This is a genomic window from Streptococcus chosunensis (genome assembly GCF_003626515.1).
Classification (GTDB): Bacteria; Bacillota; Bacilli; order Lactobacillales; family Streptococcaceae; genus Streptococcus; species Streptococcus chosunensis.
In genome coordinates, this window is the sequence record NZ_RBCK01000001.1 from 886,137 (window position 1) to 910,749 (window position 24,613).

26 protein-coding genes and 3 riboswitches are annotated in these 24,613 nt (G+C 40.4%); of the genes, 4 read left to right on the top strand and 22 right to left on the bottom strand.

Features of this window, described 5'->3' with window-relative positions; genetic code table 11:
• The first annotated feature begins 129 nt into the window (after positions 1–129).
• Positions 130–227: riboswitch (TPP riboswitch) on the top strand.
• 83 nt (positions 228–310) lie between these two features.
• Positions 311–1,102 (top strand): bifunctional hydroxymethylpyrimidine kinase/phosphomethylpyrimidine kinase, encoded by a 792-nt coding sequence (gene thiD, locus D7D54_RS04280; RefSeq protein WP_020901928.1) that lies wholly within the window; start codon positions 311–313, stop codon positions 1,100–1,102.
• A 146-nt stretch (positions 1,103–1,248) separates the two neighbouring features.
• Here thiD and thiE (D7D54_RS04285) read toward each other — a convergent pair whose 3' ends face one another.
• The 18 genes from thiE (D7D54_RS04285) to typA form a co-directional block, all read right to left on the bottom strand.
• Positions 1,249–1,881 carry a thiamine phosphate synthase gene (thiE, locus tag D7D54_RS04285; protein ID WP_120718883.1) on the bottom strand — a complete coding sequence of 211 codons (633 nt, stop codon included), beginning with the start codon at positions 1,879–1,881 and terminating at the stop codon, positions 1,249–1,251.
• On the bottom strand, positions 1,874–2,677 hold the full coding sequence (gene thiM, locus D7D54_RS04290) for a hydroxyethylthiazole kinase (protein WP_120718884.1): 804 nt from the start codon (positions 2,675–2,677) through the stop codon (positions 1,874–1,876). Before thiM (D7D54_RS04290) ends, thiE (D7D54_RS04285) begins: the two co-directional genes overlap by 8 nt.
• On the bottom strand, positions 2,677–3,201 hold the full coding sequence (gene thiW, locus D7D54_RS04295; RefSeq protein ID WP_020901932.1) for an energy coupling factor transporter S component ThiW: 525 nt from the start codon (positions 3,199–3,201) through the stop codon (positions 2,677–2,679). The genes thiM (D7D54_RS04290) and thiW overlap by 1 nt, the downstream gene beginning before the upstream one ends.
• Before the next feature lie 4 nt (positions 3,202–3,205).
• Positions 3,206–3,898, bottom strand: coding sequence for a thiaminase II (gene tenA, locus D7D54_RS04300; RefSeq protein ID WP_120718885.1), 693 nt, complete (start codon positions 3,896–3,898; stop codon positions 3,206–3,208).
• A 10-nt stretch (positions 3,899–3,908) separates the two neighbouring features.
• Positions 3,909–4,559, bottom strand: a complete 651-nt coding sequence (locus tag D7D54_RS04305) for an energy-coupling factor transporter transmembrane component T (protein ID WP_120718886.1) — start codon at positions 4,557–4,559, stop codon at positions 3,909–3,911.
• Position 4,560: 1 nt separating this feature from the next.
• Complete coding sequence (locus tag D7D54_RS04310) at positions 4,561–5,946, bottom strand: ATP-binding cassette domain-containing protein (RefSeq protein WP_120718887.1); 1,386 nt, start codon at positions 5,944–5,946, stop codon at positions 4,561–4,563.
• Positions 5,947–6,507, bottom strand: coding sequence for an ECF transporter S component (locus D7D54_RS04315; protein WP_000915275.1), 561 nt, complete (start codon positions 6,505–6,507; stop codon positions 5,947–5,949).
• Between the two features lie 156 nt (positions 6,508–6,663).
• Positions 6,664–6,752: riboswitch (TPP riboswitch) on the bottom strand.
• 209 nt (positions 6,753–6,961) lie between these two features.
• Entirely contained in the window at positions 6,962–7,591 is a 630-nt protein-coding gene (gene thiE, locus D7D54_RS04320) for a thiamine phosphate synthase (RefSeq protein WP_120718888.1), read from the bottom strand.
• A 1-nt stretch (position 7,592) separates the two neighbouring features.
• Positions 7,593–8,375: a hydroxyethylthiazole kinase gene (gene thiM / locus D7D54_RS04325; RefSeq protein WP_162496587.1), complete on the bottom strand. Its 783-nt coding sequence runs from the start codon at positions 8,373–8,375 to the stop codon at positions 7,593–7,595.
• A 235-nt stretch (positions 8,376–8,610) separates the two neighbouring features.
• The gene (locus D7D54_RS04330; RefSeq protein ID WP_120718889.1) at positions 8,611–9,279 is read right to left on the bottom strand and encodes a TenA family protein; all 669 of its coding nucleotides are present in this window, start codon (positions 9,277–9,279) and stop codon (positions 8,611–8,613) included.
• 217 nt (positions 9,280–9,496) lie between these two features.
• Positions 9,497–9,585, bottom strand: a riboswitch (TPP riboswitch).
• 148 nt (positions 9,586–9,733) lie between these two features.
• A complete protein-coding gene (gene lctO, locus D7D54_RS04335; RefSeq protein WP_000120714.1) occupies positions 9,734–10,870 on the bottom strand; it encodes an L-lactate oxidase in 1,137 nt (378 codons plus the stop codon).
• 233 nt (positions 10,871–11,103) lie between these two features.
• Complete coding sequence (gene pyrE / locus D7D54_RS04340; RefSeq protein WP_004261667.1) at positions 11,104–11,736, bottom strand: orotate phosphoribosyltransferase; 633 nt, start codon at positions 11,734–11,736, stop codon at positions 11,104–11,106.
• Between the two features lie 39 nt (positions 11,737–11,775).
• Positions 11,776–12,471, bottom strand: coding sequence for an orotidine-5'-phosphate decarboxylase (gene pyrF, locus D7D54_RS04345; protein ID WP_120718890.1), 696 nt, complete (start codon positions 12,469–12,471; stop codon positions 11,776–11,778).
• Positions 12,472–12,704: 233 nt separating this feature from the next.
• The gene (locus tag D7D54_RS04350) at positions 12,705–13,958 is read right to left on the bottom strand and encodes a cell division protein FtsQ/DivIB (protein WP_120718891.1); all 1,254 of its coding nucleotides are present in this window, start codon (positions 13,956–13,958) and stop codon (positions 12,705–12,707) included.
• A 9-nt stretch (positions 13,959–13,967) separates the two neighbouring features.
• Positions 13,968–15,026 (bottom strand): UDP-N-acetylglucosamine--N-acetylmuramyl-(pentapeptide) pyrophosphoryl-undecaprenol N-acetylglucosamine transferase, encoded by a 1,059-nt coding sequence (locus tag D7D54_RS04355; protein ID WP_120718892.1) that lies wholly within the window; start codon positions 15,024–15,026, stop codon positions 13,968–13,970.
• A 1-nt stretch (position 15,027) separates the two neighbouring features.
• Positions 15,028–16,380: a UDP-N-acetylmuramoyl-L-alanine--D-glutamate ligase gene (murD, locus tag D7D54_RS04360; RefSeq protein ID WP_120718893.1), complete on the bottom strand. Its 1,353-nt coding sequence runs from the start codon at positions 16,378–16,380 to the stop codon at positions 15,028–15,030.
• 114 nt (positions 16,381–16,494) lie between these two features.
• Positions 16,495–16,749, bottom strand: coding sequence for a DUF3165 family protein (locus tag D7D54_RS04365; RefSeq protein WP_000262673.1), 255 nt, complete (start codon positions 16,747–16,749; stop codon positions 16,495–16,497).
• Between the two features lie 19 nt (positions 16,750–16,768).
• Entirely contained in the window at positions 16,769–18,610 is a 1,842-nt protein-coding gene (typA, locus tag D7D54_RS04370; protein ID WP_000164108.1) for a translational GTPase TypA, read from the bottom strand.
• A gap of 161 nt (positions 18,611–18,771) precedes the next feature.
• Here typA and D7D54_RS04375 point away from each other — a divergent pair, with 161 nt between their 5' ends.
• Positions 18,772–19,497, top strand: coding sequence for a 16S rRNA pseudouridine(516) synthase (locus D7D54_RS04375; protein ID WP_120718894.1), 726 nt, complete (start codon positions 18,772–18,774; stop codon positions 19,495–19,497).
• A gap of 33 nt (positions 19,498–19,530) precedes the next feature.
• Here D7D54_RS04375 and D7D54_RS04380 read toward each other — a convergent pair whose 3' ends face one another.
• Positions 19,531–19,914: a rhodanese-like domain-containing protein gene (locus D7D54_RS04380; protein ID WP_000259257.1), complete on the bottom strand. Its 384-nt coding sequence runs from the start codon at positions 19,912–19,914 to the stop codon at positions 19,531–19,533.
• The gene (locus D7D54_RS04385) at positions 19,914–20,144 is read right to left on the bottom strand and encodes a YqgQ family protein (RefSeq protein WP_070528059.1); all 231 of its coding nucleotides are present in this window, start codon (positions 20,142–20,144) and stop codon (positions 19,914–19,916) included. The genes D7D54_RS04380 and D7D54_RS04385 overlap by 1 nt, the downstream gene beginning before the upstream one ends.
• Before the next feature lie 102 nt (positions 20,145–20,246).
• Here D7D54_RS04385 and D7D54_RS04390 point away from each other — a divergent pair, with 102 nt between their 5' ends.
• Both D7D54_RS04390 and D7D54_RS04395 read left to right on the top strand, forming a co-directional pair.
• Positions 20,247–21,155 (top strand): LysR family transcriptional regulator, encoded by a 909-nt coding sequence (locus D7D54_RS04390; protein WP_120719030.1) that lies wholly within the window; start codon positions 20,247–20,249, stop codon positions 21,153–21,155.
• Positions 21,156–21,206: 51 nt separating this feature from the next.
• Positions 21,207–23,087 (top strand): N-acetylmuramoyl-L-alanine amidase, encoded by a 1,881-nt coding sequence (locus D7D54_RS04395; RefSeq protein WP_120718895.1) that lies wholly within the window; start codon positions 21,207–21,209, stop codon positions 23,085–23,087.
• A 31-nt stretch (positions 23,088–23,118) separates the two neighbouring features.
• On the opposite strand, the gene D7D54_RS04400 is transcribed toward D7D54_RS04395, so the two are convergent.
• Together D7D54_RS04400 and D7D54_RS04405 are read right to left on the bottom strand one after the other, a co-directional pair.
• The gene (locus tag D7D54_RS04400) at positions 23,119–23,436 is read right to left on the bottom strand and encodes a hypothetical protein (protein WP_120718896.1); all 318 of its coding nucleotides are present in this window, start codon (positions 23,434–23,436) and stop codon (positions 23,119–23,121) included.
• A 253-nt stretch (positions 23,437–23,689) separates the two neighbouring features.
• Positions 23,690–24,583, bottom strand: coding sequence for a DUF6287 domain-containing protein (locus tag D7D54_RS04405; protein ID WP_167450218.1), 894 nt, complete (start codon positions 24,581–24,583; stop codon positions 23,690–23,692).
• Between the last annotated feature and the right edge of the window lie 30 nt (positions 24,584–24,613).

Below are 24,613 nucleotides of genomic sequence, written 5' to 3' on the forward strand. Positions count from 1 at the left end.
AATCTACATTTGTCAATTATGAAATTAATCTTTTCTTTGAAAAATTGAATCTTAACCATATGATAAAGGATTTGCAGTCAAATTTTACTATATAAACTATAAAAATATGCTATACTAAAGAAAAAAGAAAACAACCACTAGGGGTGCGTAAAGCTGAGATTAACAACTGTTAGACCCTTTGACTCAATCTAGGTAATGCTAGCTGATGGAAGTGGAATTGATAATGGGGACTAGCAGTCTTCTATTACTTTTCTAAAACTGACCAGCTTGTTCTTAAGAATACAAACTTCAGTTGGTTGGGAGGTTTTAGATGACTTATTTACCCGTTGCTTTGACCATCGCAGGGACTGACCCTAGTGGTGGTGCTGGCATTATGGCTGATTTAAAGTCATTCCAAGCTAGAGATGTCTATGGAATGGCAGTTGTGACCAGCCTTGTCGCTCAAAATACCAGAGGCGTTCAGCTAATCGAGCACGTTTCTCCTCAAATGTTGAAAGCCCAATTGGAGAGTGTCTTTTCGGATATCAAGCCTCAGGCTGTAAAAACTGGAATGTTGGCAACTACTGAAACCATGGAAATCATCCAGCCCTATCTTAAAAAGCTGGATTGTCCCTATGTCCTTGACCCTGTTATGGTCGCTACGAGTGGTGACACCCTGATTGATACCAGTGCCAGAACTTACCTAAAAACAAACCTACTTCCCCTTGCAAGCATTATCACGCCGAATCTTCCTGAGGCAGAAGAAATTGTTGGCTTTTCAATCCATGATCCTGAAGACATGCAACGTGCCGGTCGCCTGATTTTAAAAGAATTTGGTCCTCAGTCTGTGGTAATCAAAGGTGGGCATCTCGAAGGTGGTGCCAAGGATTTCCTCTTTACCAAGGATGAACAATTTGTCTGGGAAAGCCCACGAATTCAAACCTGTCACACCCATGGTACTGGATGTACCTTTGCTGCAGTGATTACTGCTGAACTAGCCAAGGGCAAAAGTCTTTATCAAGCAGTTGATAAGGCCAAGGCCTTTATCACGAAAGCCATCCAAGACGCCCCTCAACTCGGTCATGGTTCTGGCCCAGTCAACCATACAAGCTTTAAAGATTAAAAAACTCTCTAGTTCCCATTTTAAGGGAATTAGAGAGTTTTTATACTCTTCAAACTACGTCAGCTTTATCTACAACCTCAAAGATGTGTTTTGAGCAACCTGCGGCGAGCTTCCTAGTTTGCTCTTTGATTTTCATTGAGTATTAATTAGAAAATAATGTCATCCAACTTTGTCAAAAAGGCTTGCGTTTTTGCCTCTATATCTTCTGCCTGCATCAAATCACGCACTACAGCTACACCAGCTATGCCAGTGCCAATAAGCTGTTCAATGCTCTCTGACGTCAAGCCGCCAATAGCAACTACTGGAATGGCGACCCTTTGGCAAATTGTTTTCAAGGTTGAAATCAGGGTGATAGGAGCATTTTCCTTGGTCGTAGTCGGGAAAATGGCTCCTGTCCCCAAGTAATCTGCTCCTCCTTCTTCTGCCTCGAGGGCTCTTTTTACCGTTTTAGCTGTTACACCGAGTATTTTTTCAGGGCCCAAGACTTGTCGGGCAATCGAAACTGGCAGTTCATCGTCTCCAATATGCAGACCAGCAGCATCAACCGCAAGACAGACATCCAAACGATCATCGATGATCAAGGGTACCTGATAGGCATCTGTTATTTCCTTAACTTGTTTTGCCAGTTGATAATATTGATTGGTTGTAAGATTTTTTTCTCGTAATTGGACTATGGTAACTCCTGAACGGCAGGCCGTCTCAACCTTTTCAAGAAAGCTTTCCAAGGAATCTTGGTAGCGATTGGTTACTAGATAGAGTCTAAGCGCCTCTCTATTCATAAACATCTCCTTTGATGGCATCTAGCCAATTTTCATCTCTTTTGAGGAGCGAAAGCTGATTGAGTACTTGGTAACGAAATTCTTCCAATCCCATTTCTTGAACAACTATTTTCTCAGCAGAGACATTGAGATAAGAGACTGCCAAGCAAGAAGCTTCAAAACCTGTTTTTCCTTGGCTGAGAAAAACAGCTGTCAAGGCTCCAACCAAGTCTCCTGTCCCTGTTATCCAGTCTAATTCTGCACAGCCATTCTCCAATACAGCAACCTGATTCTCTGAAACGATGAGGTCCTTGGGGCCTGTGACTAAGAATGACATACCAGGATAAGTCTGACACCAATCTTTCAAGACTTGAAGCAAATCCTCAGTTTCTTGATCTTTAACACTCGCATCGACACCAACGCCGTGGTGCTTTAAGCCAACAAGACTTCGGATTTCTGACATATTTCCTTTAAGAACCGTAGGTCTATAGCCTAAAAGGTCTTTAACTAAGCTCTTACGAATGACTGAAGCCGTTACGCCAACTGCATCTACTACCATTGGAAGAGAAACTTGAGCTGCATAAGAAGCTGCCATACGGATTGCTTTTTCCTTCTCAGCTGACAAATGCCCCAAATTGATGAAGAGTGCCTGGCTTTGCTTAGTAAAATCAAGAACCTCACGGGGATCATCTGCCATGACAGGTTTGCATCCCAGAGACAAAATCCCATTTGCCAGCATCTCACAAGAAATTTCATTGGTAATGCAGTGAATGAGGGAAGTCGTTTCCAAAGGAAAAGGATTTGATAATTCCAGCATCAGTCTATCCTTTCAGCAAAGAAATATCCCTGCACTTTTTTAAAGAATTCCTGCTTGATTAAAAATCGAAAGGCAATAAAGGAAATTGCTGTACCAATCAAGGTTGCTCCGAAAAATCGAGGAGTGTAGATAAACCAGCTAAGCTTAGCGGCTGATCCTGTAAAGAGTACCATAACAGGATAGGAAACAATTGAACCAATAATACCTGTTCCCAAAATTTCTCCCAAGGCAGAAAAGTAAAATTTTCGACCATACTTATAAAAGAGACCTGCTAGAAGGGCTCCAAAAGTCGCTCCTGTGAGAGCTAAAGGCGGAATCCCTTGTGTAGTCATACGGATAAAGGCTGTCACAGTTGCCATGACTAAAGCATAGACTGGCCCCATCATGATACCAGCTAAAATATTAACAACACTAGACATTGGCGCCATACCTTCGATTCGGAAGATAGGTGTCAAGACCACATCAAGGGCAACCATCATGGATAAAATGGTTAATTTGTGAACTTGTAATTGGTGCTTTCTCATGTTTCTATTCTTCTCCTGTTTCTAAAGACTGTAAATCACTCTTCCATGTCTGGTGTTGGTAGGCCATTTCCCAAAACTTAGCTTCCATATGAACACTAATGTGGAAGGCATCTAGCATTTTTTGCTTGTCTGTCTCGTCACTTTCTCGATAGAGTTGATTGACTAGCTCAGACTCTTCTTTTATTTGCTGTTCAAGTTCATCCGTAATATAAGTTTCAATCCATTGCTGGTAAAGAGGATTTGGTGATGGTTTAAGATTAAGGGATTTACCTATATCATGGTATAACCAAGGACAAGGAAGTAAACTTGCAAAAGCGATGGCTAGATTTGCTTCTTCAAATTGCCGATAAATATGAGAGATATAATGGTAGCAGGTTGGAGCGATTGGATGTTGCTCCATTTCCTGGTCGCTGATTTCCAATTCCTTAAAAAATTGTTGGCGGATAAATAACTCACCCTCCACTAGACTCTGAGCATTTTGTTTCAAGAGTCTCTTCATCTCTTGGTTGGAAGTCTTTTCAGCCAAGAGGTGATAGGCTTCTGAGAAGGCCTTCAGATAGTAGGCATCCTGAATCAAGTAATAGCGAAAAATTGCAGGGTCTAAATTCCCCTCTTGCAACTGTAAAACAAAGGGGTGATGAAAGGAGGCCTGCCAAGCTTCCTTGGATAATTCCATCGCAATATCTGTAAATTCCATAATAACTCCTTTATAAAAATAGACTGGTTTGAAGTAATAAAAAGAACAGCAGGTAGATTAATTTTATTTTTTTAGAAATATAAAAGATCCGATAGTGATTCTCCACCTGTGCATGTTCGTCATATCCATGCGCCGACAGGGCTCTCAGGTAAAGATGGCGCCACCTAAAGACTGTCATCAGAACCTTGCTGTAAATCAAGGGCGACCAAAAATGTAGTTCTTGACCGCGTAATAAGCAAGCTTCCTTGAGGGACTTGATTTCTTGCTGGATAAGGGGGAAGGAATTGAATACCACAATCAAGGCATAGGCCCAAGAACGTGATAGCCCCTTTTGAACCAAGTACAAGAGAAGCTCTTTTAGGGAAATAGAGGAAACAAAAACAAGTCCGATACAAACGGTTACAAAGGCCCTCGTTCCAAGCATGACTGCCTGCGAAGTATCTCCGTGTAACTGAACTGCCCAGTAGTTGGCCAAAGATGGCAAAACGGCGAGCAGAATCATCCAAGCTAACATTTTAAATCGACGGTAATAAAGCATAAAGAGAATGCAAAATGCGACTACCGAAAGATTCAGAGCAATCGAAGGAATGAAAGATGTTTCCAGTGATAAAACCAGCAAGAAGAGACTGATAATCGGTGTCTGGGTTGCTACTTTGACCATACTATCTCACCTCCCCTTGAGTATTGCTACTCTGAGATGTGAGCGGTTTGGTGATAGTCACTTCGTTCACATGACTGAGCCCCTGACTAGACATCTCAATCCAATAATCAACCACAGAGATCAAAGGATCTAAACGATGGCTAATGATCAGAAAACTTCTTCCTTGATTTCTCTCCTCCACAATCCACTGACAAAAATAATGGCAAGCTCTATCATCCAAACCTGCAAAAGGTTCATCTAGCAAGATTACAGAAGCCTTGCTGGTCAAGATGGTCAAAAGCTGAAGAATCTTTTGCTGGCCACCACTTAATTGATAGGGGCTCTTATCAAGAGCCTTCTCCAGCTCAAAATACCGTAAAGCTTGAAGAATTCGCTGATTTCTTTCAGAATCAGCTCCATCTAATTGAAGTTCCTCTCGCAGACTGGCTCGGATAAACTGTTTTTCAGCTTCCTGAACAACACCCGTCAGGTCACGATACAAACTCTTTTTCTTTTTCAGGACCGAACCCTTCCAAAAAATGCGCCCCTTATACTTTTGAAATTGAAGAATGGAGCGAAAGAGGGTTGATTTCCCGACACCATTATCACCCAAAATACAGGAAATCCCTTGGTAGAATGTGAAATCCGCAACCGAAAAGAGGGGACGATTATCCAGCTCACAAGTTGTTCTATCCATATGAAACAGTTCTGAGCTAGAAGCAACTTTCTTTGAAGAAACCTGTATCATTTCAGAGATAGGAATTTGAAACACTTCTCCTAGTTGTCCATCTCTTAGCTCCACCATATGGTCGATATAGACTTCATAGTCCGTTAAATCATGGTCGCACAAAATAACCGTCTTCCCATTAGAGGCCAATTCTTTTAGAATCTCCAAGATCTCTATCCTGCTCTTGCGGTCAATAGAAGCGAAGGGCTCATCCAAGAGATAGACCCTAGGATTCATAGCAAAGAGAACAGCCAAAGCAGCCTTTTGCTTTTCCCCGCCTGATAAGTGATGAATGGGACGGTGCAAAATCGCCTTGCAGCGACATTGCTGGACAACCTCTGCTATTTTAGAATCAATTTCCTGAACGGGATGCCCAATATTTTCCAAGGTAAAAATCAGCTCCTCAAACAAGTTCTCCATGGTAAATTGATGATTGGGATTTTGAAAGAGAATCCCAACCGTCTGGACACGTTCGATGATAGAAAGCTGACTGACCTCACTCCCATCTATCAAAACTTGACCGCTATAGGGAAGAGAACTGACTTGGGCAATCATTTGAAAGAGACTAGATTTTCCTGAACCACTACTCCCAACTAACAAGGTAAAGGCTTGCGCATAAAAAGTAAAATCAAGCGGCTCAGAGAAGATTGGGGACTGAATCGCTCGTAGTTCCAGCCCCATCTATGCCTTGCCCCCAGCTGCAAACTGATGATAAAGTTTGACAATGGCACGAACCAAGATAGTACAGAAGAAAAAGACGGAAATAAAACGCACCACTAGCAAGGAAAGGACAAACGGAAGAGAGAAGGCATAGTAACCTAACTTAATGTATTCATAGACAAAGCTAACAAGCGTAATCCCAATACTATTGGCAGTTAGAGAGAGCCAACTTTCATAGCGATTCTTGGTTACGATAAAACCAAGTTCACTTCCCAAACCTTGAACCAAGCCAGACAAAAGGGCACCTAGACCGAATTGGCTACCATAAAGTACTTCAGCAAGCGCAGCTAGCACTTCTCCAATCGTTGCACTTCCCACTCTTGGAACAAAAATGGCAGCAATAGGGGCAGCCATACACCAGAGACCAAAGAGGATTTCATTGGCAAAGGCCTGTAAACCAAGAGGTGCTAAAATCAGGGTGAGGATATCAAACAGATAACCTGAACCCACAAAAACGCCACCAAAAAAGATAGACAAGAAAGCAAGTAAGATAACATCTTTTAACTGCCATTTTTTCAACATAAAAAAACTCCTTTTTTAAAGAAAAGTGGGGCATTCAAGGTGAGCTACCTAAATGCTTTGTATCATCTTCATCCAGTTTCGTAAAAGAAAAAACTCTAATTACAGATAGAAATTAGAGTTCAGCTTACAAGATTAGATGGTTAGTTTCTATAAATACAAAACCATTTCACATTTCCCTTCGCCAGTCTTAACTGTATCAGGTTCAATGGGTATCATCTCAGCCTAAAGCACCCCAAATGTCTTTATTATTTAATTATATAATTATTTTAACAGACGATTTATTCTAGTTCAAGGAATTGAACTGGGAAATACACTCTTGCACTCACAAAGATAGCAGATCTTTCTTTTTCACAAAACAAATGACTTGTTTGATAGATTAGCCATTTGAGCTGAATCTGAACATAGCTTTTTAGAAAAAAATCCTACTCCCTCAGAATCCAAGGAAAATTGATAGCTATTGTTCACTCATTTCTCGAACAGTTTTTTCTATATTTTTTGCATACGATATTGCTGAAATGATTGAAACACCGTCAACATTGGTCTTCATAATGTCTTTAATATGTTTCGTCTGTATCCCACCAATTGCAACTAAGGGCATTTGTGGCAATAGTTTTCTCATCAATTTAAGACCTTCATAACCTATAGCACCACCAGCATCATCCTTTGACTGGGTAGCAAATACAGGACCAACACCAACATAATCTACATATTCAACTTTTGATTGTTGAAATTCTTCCTCATTTTTTATAGAAAGACCAATTATTTTATCTGGCATCAATTTTCTAATTTCATCAACTCCAAGGTCATCTTGTCCTACATGTACGCCATCAGCGTCAATTTCCATTGCCAAATCAATATCATCATTAACAATAAACGGAACATTGTATTTTTTACAAAGATCCTGTAGTTTTATTGCTAATTCGACTTTTTCTTTACCTTCTAATGCTCCCTCCCCTTTTTCACGGAATTGAAATAAGGTTATACCACCTTTTAAGGCTTCCTCAACGACCGTATATAGATCTTTTCCTTGGCAAGTAGTCGTTCCACAAATAAAATATAGTTTTAGTAATTCTTTATGAAACATTTTACTTCACTCTTTTGAATTCCTTTACATCTTCATCTGTAATCTCATATAAGGCATTTATAAATTCAACTTTAAATGTTCCAGGAAGATGTCCATTTGGACGTTTTTCTGCCATTTCTCCAGCGATATTGTAAACCAACATTGCTGTTTCTAATGATTTCAATTCTTGACCTTTTTCAAGTCCGATAAAGCTTGCTACTACAGCACCTAATAAGCATCCTGTCCCAATAACTTTTGGCATCATGGCACTACCATTATGAATCGTTACCACTTCTCCATTTACCGCAATAGCATCCACTTCACCTGTTACTACAATTGGAATATTGAACTTCTCATTTGCTGCTAGAGCAATTTCGTCAATATTATCTACACCCGCACTATCTACTCCTTTAGATTCCACATTTATTCCTACTAAAGAGGCAATCTCGCCAGCATTTCCTCTAATCGCTGCTAGTTTGTAATTGTTAATTAGATCATCTGCTACTTTTTTTCTATATTCTCCTGCTCCACAGGCTACAGGATCTAAAACTGCTGGGACATTATATTTCTCTGCAATTTTCAAAGCAGCTTGGTATAATTTCCAATTTTCATCTGTCAATGTTCCTATGTTTATTAATAAACCTCCAGCATACTTTAACAAATCCTCTAAATCTGCAGAAAACTCACTCATAGCTGGTGATGCACCCAGTGCTACTAATCCATTTGCTGTGAAATTTTTTACTACATCATTGGTGATGCAAATGACCAAAGGTGCTTTTTCTTTTAATAATTTTAAACTTGTCATATTGAAATCCTTCCTTTTCACTTTATACAATCTACTGATTTCGATTTATCTCTATCTTTCGTTAAGAAATTTTTTTCATTTACATTGAATGATTTATGCTCAATGAAAATCAAAGAGCAAACTAGGAAGCTAGCCGTAGGCTGTACTTGAGTACGGCAAGGTGAAGCTGACATGGTTTGAATTTGATTTTCGAAGAGAATTACCTCATCAAATTTGTAAATATCCTAAACTTTCTCTAGGCGTCATAACCAATATCAAAAAAGGCTAATTCTAAAGCGACCGCTTGATTCCAGCGTTGCTGAAGTTCTGTCAAATCTTCTCGACCTTTTCCGACACGATTGAGTTCGTCAACCAGAAATTGAACCCACTCTGCAAAGAAAGGACCTCTGTGGAGATTGATCCATTCCGAATGAATATAGGCTTCAGGTAGAGCCAAATCTTTAGAACCCCAGTCTAAATAGAGACCTTCTGCAATGACCAGCATGACCAAAAGATGAGCGTAGTCTGATGATGACACAGCAGAATACATAAGCTGCTGAAAGGCTTTTGTTACAGGATGCAAGGTCACTTCCAGATAGTCATTCTCAGATACTTTTAACTCTTTGAAAGCCTTTTGGAAATAGCCATCTTCATCTGCTTCAAGAAAGCCTAGTTGCTTGGCAAAACGAAGCTTGGATTCAAGCTGGTCTGCGTGGGCTACGCAAGTACCCAGCATGGATAAGAAGGCATCAAAGAAGTGATAATCTTGAATTAGGTAGTCTTTTAAGACCTTATTCTCAATTGTCCCCGCAAAAAGTTCCTTAACAAAAGGATGATTGATTGCAGCCTGCCAATCCTTCTGACTGTTTTTTAATAATTCTCCAACAGTCAAACCTGGCTCAAATGCATAGTCTTGTGTTTCCATATTTACTTTTCCTCTCTTTACACTCTAGTAATCAATAAAACACCAACATATACCAAAGTAAAATCGTAATTCCACTTGATACTTTTAAAGAAAATTGAGGGCATTTGCAGAGAGCTACTTAAACAAGCCTATCCAGTTTATATAAACAAAAAACTCCAATTACAATCAAGAATTAGAGTTGACTTACAAGATTAGATCGTTCATTTCGCCATACGAAAAAAAACTATTCACATTTCCCTTCGCCAGTCTTAACTGTATCAGGTTCAATGGGTATCATCTCAGCCTAAAGCACCCCAAATGTCTTTATTATTTAATTACTGCACCAGTATAGCAAAAAATGAAAGCCCTAGCAAGATATTTGATTGGAAAATATATTTATATTGTTTTTAATGGTGATTTATTCTTCCTATAGACGAAGAAAAACCTCCACACTTAGTGAAGGCAATCTCTTTTATCAATACAATTTTAAGTCACGTGGGTCAACTGGGAAGGTTGGGTTGTATGGGTTGTGACGGAGTTTGAAGTGTTTGACATCTTCAATAGTCTGAGTTCCAGACAACTGCATAACTGTCTTCAATTCCGCATTCAAGTGTTCAAAGACTTGACGCACACCAACACTACCGCCGAGAGCCAAGCCATAGATAACCGGGCGACCAATAGCTACCAAGTCTGCTCCTGAAGCCAATGCTTTAAAGACGTGTTGGCCACGACGAATACCAGAGTCAAAGACAATTGGCACACGTTTATCAACTGCTTCAGCTACTTCTTGAAGTGAATCGAAGGCAGCTGGTCCACCGTCGATTTGACGGCCACCATGGTTGGTCACCCAGATACCAGAAGCACCTGCAGCAAGCGAACGTTCAACGTCCTCACGGCATTGTGGTCCCTTGACATAAACAGGAAGTCCTGAGTATTCAGCGATAAATTCTACGTCACGTGGAGACAAGCGTTGTTTAGCTGATTTGTAAACAAAGTCCATTGATTTTCCAGCACCTTCTGGCAGATATTCCTCAACAATAGGCATGCCAACTGGGAAGACAAAACCATTACGCTTATCGACCTCACGATTGCCCCCTACAGTTGCATCTGCCGTCAAGACAATCGCTTTATAACCTTCAGCCTTCACACGGTCCATGATATGGCGGTTGATTCCATCATCTTTACTAAAGTAAAATTGGAACCAATGAGGTGTCCCTTGAAGGGCTTCTGTAATTTCTGGAAGATCGACAGTAGAGTAAGAACTGGTTGTATAGAGGGACCCAAACTCATGCACACCACGCGCAGTCGCCACTTCACCCTGTTCGTTTGCTAATTTATGAGCTGCAACAGGCGCCATAATGATTGGTGAAGACAATTTTTCACCTGCAAATTCAATCTCTGTACTTGGATTTTCAACATCACAAAGAGTATGAGGAACGATGAGTTTGTGGTTAAAGGCACGAATATTCTCACGTAAAGTGAAGGTATCTTCCGCCCCACTAGCGATATAACCAAATGCTGCTTTAGGAATAACTTGTTGCGCCATCGGTTCCAAATCATAGGTATTGATGAAATCTACATGACCTTCTGCATTGCTTGTTTTATATGACATAAAATGCCCTCCTTAATAAGTAAGCGTTTACTTTGTATATTACAAAAATATCTTAACTCTTTTTTCAAAATTTTTCAAATATTTTGTTTGTAAATTTCATACTTTCAATCATTTTACAGAAATAATTAAAAATGATAAACTTTCTTAAGTTATGGAAATTCAACTAATCTTTTCATTTTCTAGTATTAAAAACAAAATCAGGTAATCCTAGTGAGTACCTGATTTTCTATGTTTTAGGCATTTTGCCAATTTTCTTGGTCTTCTTTAAAGCGTTTTAGAAGGTCGAGTCCTTCTGGTGTGATATAGCCTTCTTCTTGTGCTAGGTGGATGAGCTCACTGTAGTTAGAAAGTGTCACAAGTTTGACACCTGCATCTGAGAAGTTCTTATCTGCTTTTGGCAATTGGTAACTGAAAATCGCTACAACTCCAAGCACATCTGCTCCTTCTCGTTTAGCAGCTGCTACTGCTTCAAGAACAGAACCACCTGTTGAAATAAGATCTTCAACCACTACCATTTTTTGCCCCTGAGCTACGCGGCCTTCGATTTGATTACCAGCACCGTGGTCTTTTGGTTTGCTACGGATGTAGGCAAATGGCAGGTTCATCTTGTCAGCAATAATAGCTCCGTGTGGAATCCCTGCTGTTGCAGTTCCTGCAATCACTTCTACCTCTGGAAAGGCCTCTTTGATAGCATCTACAAAGCCATTTTCAATGAGAGTACGAGTTTCTGGATAGGCTAGTGTCACACGATTATCAGTATAAATCGGTGACTTGATACCAGATGCCCAAGTGAAAGGCTCCTCTGGTTTGAGGTAAACGGCTTGGATTTTCAAGAGGTGGCTAGCGATATCTTTAGCAAGTGTCATGGTATTCTCCTTTAATTTTTATAATCTATTTCTTTAATTCTAGTCTTGGTTCCATTCATCTTTGATAGCATGATAAGCTACAACAGGATCCTCAGCTTGAGTAATGGGACGTCCCACTACGATATAGTCACTACCGATTTGATAGGCATCTGCTGGCGTCATCACGCGTTTTTGGTCTCCAACAGCAACTCCTGCTGGACGAATGCCCGGTGTCAGACAAATAAAATCTGGATTAGTCGCCTGCTTAATGAGTTGCACTTCCTGAGCCGAACAAACCACACCATCCAAGCCCGCTTCAGCCGTCTTCTTCGCATAATGAATCACAGACTCTTGCAGGCTGGTTTGGATATTTTGAAAATCCTGCATCTGAGCTTCTGATGTTGATGTGAGCTGAGTGACAGCGATCAATTTGGCTTGACTTCCAAGACCTTCACGCGCAGCCTTCATCATCTCTACACCGCCAGCAGCATGAACATTGGTCATATCCACACCAAGCTGAGACAAGACCTTCATGGCTGACTTGACTGTATTGGGAATGTCATGAAGCTTGAGATCCAAAAAGACACTGTGTCCCAGATCTTTTAAGTAGGATACAATCTCAGGACCTGCTGCGTAATAAAGCTCCATCCCTACCTTAAGATAAAGACTTTCTTCCTCTGGAAAAAGAGCTAAGAATTCCTTGACCGCCTCAAAACTAGGAAAATCAAGAGCAATGACTGGACGATGTTCTCGCATAGGTTTCTCCTTTTACCTTTGCTAGTGAGAGAGTCTGGCCACAAGAAGTCACGAAAAAAGGAACCTGGCAACAGCAAGGTTCCACGAAAAATGGGTAGTCTCCACCCTTTCACCGTCTAACCTTAGCTGCCTCTCTGGACTGCTTTAAAGGTTTTTTACTATTCTATTATTTCTACTAGTACTTGTCAAGTAAAAACATGGTCACTAAAGAACTATAAGAGAAAAAGTAAAGCCTAGCGACGCGATGAACGCTGGTTTGTTTGATTTCGATTGCTCTCTTCCTCCAGCTTTTTCTTCTCTTCTTCCAATTTATTCTGCTGTTCTTCCAGTCTTTTCTTCTCTTCCTCTTTCTGCTTCTTCTCAGCTTCCTTAGCCTCTTGTTTGGCTTTTTCCTCAGCCTCCATAATTAATTTATCCGCAACTGTGTAACTGTAAACTCCAGCTTCCATGTCAATCACACTTGGTTCTGACAATTGAGGCTTAATCTTACTGTAGTAAGGCAATTTCTTACTCATTTCAGAAAGGGGAACCAAGACTTCGTCCGAATCATTCATAGTCAATCGAATTAAATCTGATGTCACCTTGCTTGGGGCTAGTTCCACCTTTTCGATGGCTGCTTTGAGTTCTGGACTAATTTGAGCAAGTTCTGACGTAAAGGCTTTGATTTGTTGGCTGTCATTAAAGAGAACTGATATATAAGTTTCTGGCAGACTTACCAAACTGACCGAACTGGTCTCAAGCTGACCGCTTGAAAGGATTGGATAATGACTTTCTCCAGAAACATAGTAGGCAACAATATCATATTCCTTGACCTTGATAGTAAACTTGGTTGGAAATTGATAGACGAGCTGGGCTGATTCAACCCAATAGTTAGACTTGATCTGCTCTTCATATTTTGCCTTATCTAGCAGAAGGTTAATCGTATAATCTGAATCCTGAATGCCTGAAGCCTGTCGAATATCATCAGCTGTAGTTTGCACCGTTCCCTCAACACGAATATCTTTCATGGTCGCATAAGGACTAAGCAAGTAGGCAGAGACGACCAATAAAAGCAGACTGAGAAACAAAATCGAGATAGCCCGCCAGATATGAACTCCTGGAATTTTCGGTTTAACCGGTTTTTCCTTTACAGGCTTTTTCTCTACTTTTTTAGCCTGTTTATTCTGTTTCTTTGGTTCTTTGGATTTTGGTTCTTCTTTGGCTACTTCTTTTTTGACGTCTTCTGACTTTTCTACTTTTTCTTCAGACTCTTCTTTAGCTGATTCTGGGTCTTTTGGTTCAGATTCACTCTCTTGCTCCTCAGTTTTATCTGACTTTTCAGATTTCGAAGCCATTCGAGCTTGTCTTTCCTTTTCCTTCTCCTCAGCTAGGGCCGCCTCTTCTTCAGCCTTCTTTTTTAGATATTCTTGGTTTCGTTTCTGCCATTCTGATAACTCTTTAAATTCTTCGAGGATTTCTTTGCCCTCATTTTTCTTATCTTTTGACATTTACTTTCCTTATGATAAATCTTTTTTCAACAATTGATAAAAATCTGCTAGAGATTTCAATTCCTTAGAAGCCTTCATCTTAGCCTGGTAGTCTTCCTTGTGACTTAGTAAGTGAGAAAGCTTCTCTTCCAAACTATCCAAGGTCAAATCGCTTTCTTGAAGCTCTTCTGCATAGCCTTTTTTTACAAAGTAAGCTGCGTTCTCAATCTGGTCACCACGACTTGCTTCACGACCAAGTGGCACAATGACATGTAATTTTGCCATGGCCAAAAGCTCAAAAATCGTATTGGCACCACCACGTGTCACAACAATATCAGCCAAGTCCATCAAGGGTTGATAAAGGTTGGTCACATAGTCAACACGAAAAAGATTTTGGCTCAACTCGTTCAGACTAGAATCTCCAGTTAGATTGATAATATTGTAGCGCTCTATCAGTTCTTTCTTATGGTCTGTCACCAATTGGTTAAAGACACGAGCACCTGCAGAACCGCCAACAAACAATACAGTTGGCAATTTTGGATTAAAGTGGGTTTGAATATCCACCAATTCATCTGGTTCTGGAGTTTTTTGATCTGAAACCTTGGTCACTGCTCCCACATGCTCAACCTTAGACAAACTTGAAGCTTGCTCAAAGGTTGAATACATCTTCGTCGCAAATTTATAGGCTATTTTATTGGCCAAGCCCATAGACAGGTCCGATTCGTGAATAAAGACAGGCACTCCTGACACACGCGCAGCGATAACAGGCGGTACTGAGACAAAGCCTCCCTTTGAAAAAAGAGCTTGTGGACGAAGTCGTAACATGATAAAGAGCGACTGGACAATTCCCCAGCCAACTTTGAAGACGTCCAGCATATTTTGCCAAGAGAAATATCGACGCAATTTTCCAGTCGCAATGGAATGGAAGGTGACATCTAGACCCGACTTGAGGATTTCTTGATGTTCGATCCCACGTTTATCCCCGATATAGTGGACTTCCCAGCCATCTTCGATGAACTTGGGCATTAACAAAAGGTTGAGGGTCACGTGTCCAACCGTCCCCCCACCTGTAAAGACAATTTTTTTCATATTATTCCTTTAACTCCGCTACTGTGTCGATAAAGAGGTCGCCACGTACTTCAAAGTTAGCATACATATCCCAGCTGGCATTGGCAGGACTGAGAAGGACTACATCTCCTTGAGTCGCAAGTTCATAGGCTTTGCGGGTCGCATCTGCAATATCAGTCGCATCCACATATGCCACACCAGCCTTGTCTGCTGCCCGTTTGACACGTTCTGCAGACTGACCCAGGATGACCATCTTCTTGAGTCCAGTAATGTCTGGAACCAATTCGTCAAACTCATTGCCACGGTCCAAACCACCTGCAATCAAAATAACCTTGCTGTTGTCAAATCCTGACAAGGCTTTTTGAGTAGCCAAGATATTTGTTGACTTACTATCATTATAGAATTTGACACCCTTGATTTCATCCACAAACTGGAGACGGTGTTTGACACCACCGAAGGCTGAAAGAGTTTCCTTGATGGTTTGATTGTCTACACCACGAAGCTTAGCAACAGCAATCGTCGCAAGGGCATTTTCAACATTGTGGCTACCTGGAACACCGATTTTATCAGCTGCCATGACCACTTCTCCACGGAAGTAGAGTTGACCATCTTCAAGATAAGCTCCATCAACCTTTTCCAGTGTTGAAAATGATACAACGGTAGCTTGTGTTTTGCTAGCCAATTCTTTTGCCAAGTCTTGGTTAAAGTTCAAGACAAGAAAATCATCCGCTGTCATCTTGTTCTGGATATTCCACTTGGCTGCTACATATTCCTCAAAAGAACCATGATAATCGATATGAGTTGGCATGAGGTTGGTAATAACCGCAATCTCCGGATGGAATTCTTGAACTCCCATGAGTTGGAAAGAAGAAAGTTCCATGACAAGCGTGTCCTTGTCTGTCGCTGTTTGAGCAACCTGACTGGCAGGATAACCGATATTTCCTGATAAGAGACCATGTTGGCCAGCAGCAGTCAAAACTTCCCCAATCATCGTCGTTGTGGTTGTTTTACCGTTCGAACCAGTAATACCGATAATTGGCGCTTCTGAAATCAAGTAAGCCAATTCTACCTCAGTCAAGACTGGAATTCCCTTGGCCAAAGCCTTTTCAATCATGGGATTGCTGTAGGGAATGCCTGGATTTTTCACCATGAGGGCAAACTCTTCATCCAAGAGTTCCAAAGGATGGCCACCTGTAATGACCTTGATCCCTTCTTCTAGCAAACTTTGCGCAGCTGGATTGTCCTCGAAAGGTTTTCCGTCATTTACTGTCACAATGGCACCTAGCTTGTCCAACAAACGAGCTGCAGATTCACCAGACTTTGCCAAACCTAAAACAAGGACTTTCTTATTTTTAAATTGATCTATTACTTTCATGTCTCGAACTCCATTTCTACTCTTACTATTTTACCATTTTTATGGAAATAATTCTAAATGAAAATGCTCAGATTCAGCATTCTAACAAGCAAAAAGAGAGCCAAAACTCTCTTTTTATCTTCTTTTACTTTTACTGACCGACATGAGGGTAATATCTCGCAAGCTAAAGTATGCTAGGAAGAGCATGGCGATTGCGATAAAGAATTCTGTCGGTAGCTGAAAGATTTGCAAAACAGACAACATCAGCAAAATCAAGAGTGCTACAAAAGCAAAGACGACAAGTACGATATTGACAGTCCCTTTAATGCTTTCTGGTGTCGCAAATACATAGAGTAGTAATAAGAGGAGTCCTATGATTAAATAAACCATTTTTATCTCTTTCTAGCTCTTATTCAGCTGATTTTTTCTTCTTGTTAGCTTTCTCACGCTCTGCCTTGTTAAGGATTTGTTTACGCAAACGGATAGACTCAGGAGTTACTTCCATGTACTCATCGTCGTTCAAGAACTCAAGAGACTCTTCAAGTGTCAAGATACGAGGAGTCTTGATAACAGCCGTTTGGTCCTTAGTAGCTGAACGAACGTTAGTCATTTGTTTAGCCTTAGTGATATTAACTGTCAAGTCGTTTTCACGAGAGTTTTCACCGATGATCATTCCTTCATAAACCTCAGTACCTGGGTTGACAAAGATTGTTCCACGTTCTTCGATAGACATGATTGAGTAAGTTGTAGCCTTACCAGCATCGATAGAAACAAGGGCACCACGGTGACGTCCACCAATTTCACCTGGAATCAATGGTAAGTATTGGTCGAAGGTATGGTTCATGATACCGTAACCACGAGTCATTGACAAGAACTCAGTTGAGTATCCAATCAAACCACGCGCTGGAACAAGGAAGACCAAACGAGTTTGACCATTACCAGTGGAAATCATATCCAACATTTCACCCTTACGTTCAGAAAGGCTTTGGATAACAGAACCTTGGTATTCTTCTGGAGTGTCGATTTGAACACGTTCAAATGGCTCACATTTGACACCATCGATTTCTTTTACGATAACTTCTGGACGAGATACTTGAAGTTCATATCCCTCACGACGCATTGTTTCGATAAGGATTGACAAGTGCAATTCTCCACGTCCTGAAACAGTCCATTTATCTGGTGAATCAGTTGGGTCAACACGAAGGGAAACGTCTGTTTGCAATTCGGCCTGCAAGCGTTCTTCCACCTTACGAGAAGTTACCCATTTACCTTCTTTACCAGCAAATGGTGAGTTGTTGACCAAGAAAGTCATTTGAAGAGTTGGCTCATCGATGTGTAGGATTGGAAGAGCTTCGATTGCGTCTGTCGGAGTAATGGTTTCCCCGACAAAGATGTCTTCCATACCTGAAACGGCAATTAAGTCACCCGCTTTAGCTTCTTGGATTTCACGACGTTCCAAACCAAAGAAACCGAAGAGTTTTGTAACACGGAAGTTTTTAGTTGTGCCGTCAAGTTTAGAAAGGGTAACTTGGTCCCCAACCTTAACAGTACCACGGAAGACACGACCGATACCGATACGACCAACGAAGTCGTTGTAGTCCAAAAGTGACACTTGGAACTGCAAAGGCTCATCTGAGTTATCTACTGGAGCTGGGATATGGTCGATAATTGTGTCAAAGATTGGTGCCATAGTAGCTTCTTGGTCAGCTGGATCATCTGACAATGAAGAAGTTCCGTTGATCGCTGAAGCATACACCACTGGGAAGTCAAGCTGGTCGTCATCTGCACCAAGCTCGATGAACAGTTCCAAGACTTCGTCCACTACTTCTGCTGGACGAGCTGATGGTTTATCGATTTTATTGACAACCACGATTGGGACAAGGTCTTGTTCCAAAGCTTTTTTCAATACGAAACGTGTTTGTGGCATGGTTCCTTCGTAGGCATCTACGACCAAGACAACACCGTCAACCATTTTCATGATACGCTCAACTTCTCCACCGAAGTCCGCGTGTCCTGGTGTATCCATGATGTTGATACGAGTTCCGTTGTAGGCAACGGCTGTATTTTTAGCAAGGATGGTAATTCCACGCTCTTTTTCAATATCGTTTGAGTCCATAGCACGCTCTGCCAATTCAGTACGTGCATCAAGCGTTTCTGATTGTTTCAATAATTCGTCAACGAGGGTTGTTTTACCGTGGTCAACGTGGGCGATAATCGCAATGTTACGGATATCTTCTCTAAGTTTTGTCATGATTTCCTCTATAATATTCAAAATTTATTTTCTAACTGAACGATTATACCATAATTTCAAGTAAATAACATAACTCAAGCAAGTGTAAATGTTTTCACTCCGCTTTTCTTTTCACGTCAAGCCTTTTCAAAGCAAGCGACTTATGATAAGATAGGCACAGTATGCGTTTAGATAATTTATTAGCCCAAGAAAAAATTAGCCGAAAGGCCATGAAGCAAGCACTCCTCAAAGGGGAAATTCTCGTCGATGGTTGCCCAGCCCGCTCCCTCGCTCAGAATATAGATACAGGACTACAAGAACTCCTTTTTCAAGACCGTATCATTCAAGGATATGAGCACACCTACCTTATGCTTCATAAACCTGCTGGTGTCGTTACAGCCAACAAAGACAGGGAACTTCCAACTGTCATGGACCTGCTGTCACCTGACATCCAGTCTGACAAGCTCTATGCCGTCGGCCGACTGGACCGAGATACGACTGGCCTCCTCCTCCTGACCGATAACGGTCCCTTAGGATTTCAGCTCCTCCATCCCCAATATCATGTCGATAAGACTTATCAAGTTGAGGTTAATGGACTTCTGACACCCGACCATATCCAAGCCTTTCAAAAAGGAATTGTCTTTTTAGATGGTACTATCTGTAAACCTGCAAGCCTAGAGATTCTATCTGCAAATCCTTTCTTCAGTCAAGCCTCTATTACCATTTCAGAAGGAAAATTTCATCAGGTTAAGAAAATGTTTCTCTCGGTTGGTGTCAAAGTAACCTCCCTCAAACGTACCCATTTTGGCCCTTGGAGTTTGGATGATAATCTTCAAGAGGGAGACTATCGCCCCCTAAACTCAGAAGAATTAGCAAACATTCGTGACTTTCTAAGAAAAAGCGGTTAAAAAATGAGCTCGGAAACATCCAAGCTCGTTTTCTTATTTCTCAACTTTGACCTTCCCTTTCCAAGAATCCAAGCCATAAGAAAGGATATAAATCTCAGAAAAACCTTGTTTTTTCAAATAAAGAGCTGCATTTGTCACACGTTGCGCACGTTGGTTTTCGTAGAGAAGGACAGGTTTGTCTTTACGAAGGGCTGCAAGACTAGTCTTCAACTGACTTGAAGGAATATTGCGAGCCCCAAGAATATGTTTTCTGTGGAATTCTGCTGGATCACGCAAATCAATCAATTGACCTGTACGAATCAAGGCTTCAAACTCCTCATTGTCCACGATTTTAGCTGCACGTCGAATACGAAGATAGTTAAAGCCCATCCACGCCAACATTGCCAGTATAAGTGCCCACAAAATCCAAGTAACCATTAGTTCATTTCTCCATTTTTCTCAATATAATCCAATTCTACCTTGTGCTCTCTGCGAAGAACCGCTTCTGCTTCTAGATAGTCTAGTTTATCCATCAACCCTGCATCGTAAATCCGAGAGAGTTCCAACTTCATCAGTTCAATATCATATAAGCGTTTTCCCATATAAACAATAATACCAAATCGTTTGAGGAATTGCTGCACATCATAGAATGTTTTCATAAGACTCATTCTAGCAAATTTTTGTGTTTTTTTCAAGAAGAGACTTACACAATGCCCCTGATTTTCCTATCTTCTTTGGCGATTCTGACGCAAGTGTGGTACAATAAAAACATGAGAATTCAACAATTACACTATATTATCAAAATCGTCGAAACAGGCTCCATGAATGAGGCAGCCAAGCAGCTCTTTATCACCCAGCCTAGTCTTTCCAACGCTGTGAGAGATTTGGAAAATGAAATGGGCATTGAAATCTTTATCCGTAATCCCAAGGGTATCACCTTGACCCGTGATGGGATGGAGTTTCTCTCTTATGCCCGTCAGGTTGTCGAGCAGACCCAGCTTCTGGAGGAACGTTATAAAAATCCTGTCGCCCACCGTGAACTCTTTAGCGTTTCGTCTCAACACTATGCCTTTGTGGTCAATGCATTTGTCTCTCTGCTCAAGAAAAGTGATATGGAGAAATACGAGCTCTTCCTTCGTGAAACTCGGACTTGGGAGATTATCGACGACGTCAAGAACTTCCGTAGTGAGGTCGGTGTCCTATTTTTAAACAGCTACAACCGTGATGTTTTAACCAAAATGCTGGATGACAACCACCTGCTGGCTCATCATCTCTTTACCGCCCAACCGCATATCTTTGTCAGCAAGACCAATCCTCTGGCAAAGAAAGACAAGGTCAAACTGTCTGATTTGGAAAACTTCCCTTATCTCAGCTATGACCAAGGAACTCACAACTCCTTCTACTTCTCTGAAGAGATTCTCTCGCAGGAATACCACAAAAAATCTATCGTGGTCAGTGACCGTGCCACCCTCTTTAATCTCTTGATTGGTTTAGATGGTTATACCATTGCGACAGGGATTTTGAACAGCAATCTCAACGGAGACAATATCGTTTCTATCCCATTGGATATTGACGACTCTATTGAGCTAGTCTATATCCAGCATGAAAAAACCAGCCTATCCAAGATGGGCGAACGCTTTATCGACTATCTACTAGAAGAAGTCCAGTTTGATAATTGAGAAATCAGCAAAATTTTATTAGAATAAATAAAAAAATAAAAGGAGTTAAATATGAAAAAGGTTTTACTCGCGAGTACAGTTGCCCTATCTATTTTAGGGTACACTCAAGCAACGGTCCAGGCTCAAGAAAATAAAGCAGATTCAGTACGAGAAAATGTAACAATTCCTCATTCAAGTACTTCAAAAATCGAAAACCAAGAAAAATCGAAAGAGAAGGTTGAAAAAACAGACAATTCTTCTAAAATTGATAATAAAGAAGAAAAAACAGAGAAAAAAACTCCCGCCACAGAAGAGAAGAAAGCGGAAGTAAAAAAAGAAGAAAAAAAAGTTGAAAAAGTCAAAGAAGGTTGGCAGGAAGAAAATAATAACTGGCGCTTTTACGAACACAACAAACCTGTTACCAACTGGAAAAAAATCCAAGGAAAGTGGTACTACTTCAACAAAGATGGCCATCGACTAAGCAATACAACCTTTGATGGTTATGTTTTCAATAAAGATGGAGTGATGGCTGAAAATGGTTGGAACTTTATCAATGGAAAATGGTACTTCGCTAGTTCTTCAGGAAAAATCTCTCAAAATAAATGGGAAAAAATTGCTGGGTCTTGGTATTACTTCGACAAAGATGGCATCATGCTTAGTAATACAACCATTAACAGCTACTTGCTGACAAATAGTGGAGCCATGGCTGAAAACAAATGGGTTCTCATTGATAAACATTGGTACTTCGCTAATTCTTCTGGAAAAATTTCTCAAAATAAATGGGAAAAAATTGGTGGGTCTTGGTATTACTTCGACAAAGATGGAATCATGCTCAGTAATACAACCATTGACAGCTACTTGCTGACAAATAGTGGAGCCATGGCTGAAAACAAATGGGTTCTCATTGATAAACATTGGTACTTCGCTAATTCTTCTGGAAAAATTTCTCAAAATAAATGGGAAAAAATTAATGGAGTTTGGTACTATTTTGACAAAATAGGTATTATGTCTAGTAACCAATGGCAAGGTAATTATTATTTAAAATCAAGTGGAGCTATGGCTGATAATGAATGGATATTTGATAAAAATTATAACAGCTGGTTCTTTTTGAAGCGTGGTGGAATGTATGCATCAAAAGAATGGATTGGAGCTTATTACCTCAAAGCTGGTGGTTATATGGCTAAAAAAGAGTGGATTTACGACGACACTTATAAGGCCCGCTACTACTTAGATGATAATGGGCATTATGTTTCTGGAACTTACAAAATTGACGGTAAAGACCATCTGTTCCACAAAAATGGTCAATGGATTTCTGAGGTCTCAAAAGAAGTTGGGTTTGTAAAAGGCCAATACAGTAAAACCATCTTTTTAGATCCTGGACATGGGGGAAGAGACTCAGGTGCATACTATTACAATATCGCTGAAAAAGACCTCAACATGCAGGTGTATCGTAAATTACGCAAAAAGTTAGAAGAACTTGGCTACAAAGTTCTCACTTCACGTGATAGCGATATTGATGTAGACTTCATAACAGAACGTTCTCGTATGGTTAACAAGACTAACTCTGACATCTTTATCAGTATTCACTTCAATGCGACTGGTAGTGCATACTCAAAATCTAGTGGAATTCAAACCTATTCCTACAGTGATGAACCTGATTATCCAAGTAAAATCAACCCATACTGGCATAACCATCCTGACCGTATGAGCGAAAGCAAGCGCCTCGCAGCAGCTATCCATTCTTCATTGTTAGCTGAAACTGGTGCTAAAGATGCTGGTTTATTGGAAAGAAGCTTTGCCGTTCTTCGAGAAACTGCTAAACCAGCCGTCCTCCTAGAGCTAGGTTATATAGATAATTTCGCTGAAAATCAACAGATTCGAGATAGCCACTATCAAGATAAGCTTGTAGCAGGTATCGTGAAAGGAATTCAAAAATATTACGCTGGTAAGTAAAAAAGGGTCTCGAGAAATCTCGAGGCCTTTTCTATTTGTCTTCTTTTGTATCTTTATCAGGAAAGAGGTATCCAATACCAATGCAAGCTAGTACGCCCGCTCCAATTACCAAGCCACTTGAAATTGGCAAAAGGTCTAAAATTGCATTTGCAATGATAAAAGCAATAATTAAACACATCAGACTAGCCTTGTAGTCTTTTTTCAAAAGATTCTCTAGAGTGAAAAAGAGGAACAGTCCTACAGGAATCAATGACCAGAGGTTGACATTTAAACTTGGCCATCCAACAGAACCAAAATACACTACTGTCGCTGCTGCTACTAAAAATACAATCCCTAATAACTTTTTCATTTGTTTATCTCCAATTTCTTTTTTATGAACTTGAGTTATCTGATAGTGACGCCTCACGTCCCTTACAAAAATCATTATAGCAGAGGTCAGTTTCAAGAACAAGTTCTTTTGCCTATCTGGTCTATATATCAGTCTAAGTGGTTGAAGTGTTAAGATAAAAGAAAAGAAGCCCTAATGAGCTTCTTCATTCTAGCGATTGCAACAGTATTTCTGAACTAAAACAATCGAAAGTGAGATTCTAAACTAGTTTTTTCTAGTTCGTATTTTTCTTTTCCTTAGATTCTAGAGAAGTTTTAATTGCTTCGCGTTCAGCCTGTAGTTGAGCTAAATTCTTCTCCTCTTCCTCAAGTTTACTAGTATCAGGTTTTACACGATAGTAAACATCTTCTGGTCTCGACAACATCGCTTCATACTGCTGTCCTGCAAACAGTCTCTCCTCGTCATGATTGCTTTTATCTGTCAGTTTTCCATCATCACCAGGTTGCATGACAACTCCACTTGGTACAGCAACTACCACAAATCCTCCTGCGACAGAACCTTTTACCCATGCACTAAGAGATACTGTCTCAGAGTTACGACGATCTTGACCTTTTGAATTTTTTAGTTCAGCAGTATATTCAAATTTTTGACCATTGCTATAACCAATTGCATACATTTCACCAGACTCATTAATGACATATTCATTACCCGACGGTGTACGCCATGTGCCTTTCAAACTAGATAAATCATTATTTCTTAGTGCTTCAATATCCAGTTTCGGAACAGCAGTTTCTTCTTTTAGCTTATCCACTAACTTCTCTGACTCAGCGACTTTGCTATCTAAACTAGCTAACTGTTCCTTGAGTTGCTGAATCTCCTCTTCTTTCTTCTTCTCATTCTCAGACGCTTTCGAAGTATCTATCACTTCTTTACTTGTGTTCTCTTTTTTAGCAACTGAAGAAATGGCTTCATTTGACTCTTTCTTTGCGTTAGGTGAGAATAAGAAGTGGCTTGCTAGGATTGCAACTACCAAGAGACTAATGGAAATGCCAATATAGACTTTTATTTTAAAAAACTTACCTCTAATCTTAGATGGAGAAGAGCCTTTCACTCCCTTCGAGACAGTTGATTTCGGACCATTTTTCTCGTCAAAATTTTTCTTAGTCATAGTATTCCTCCCATTTTTCACTATATTTCA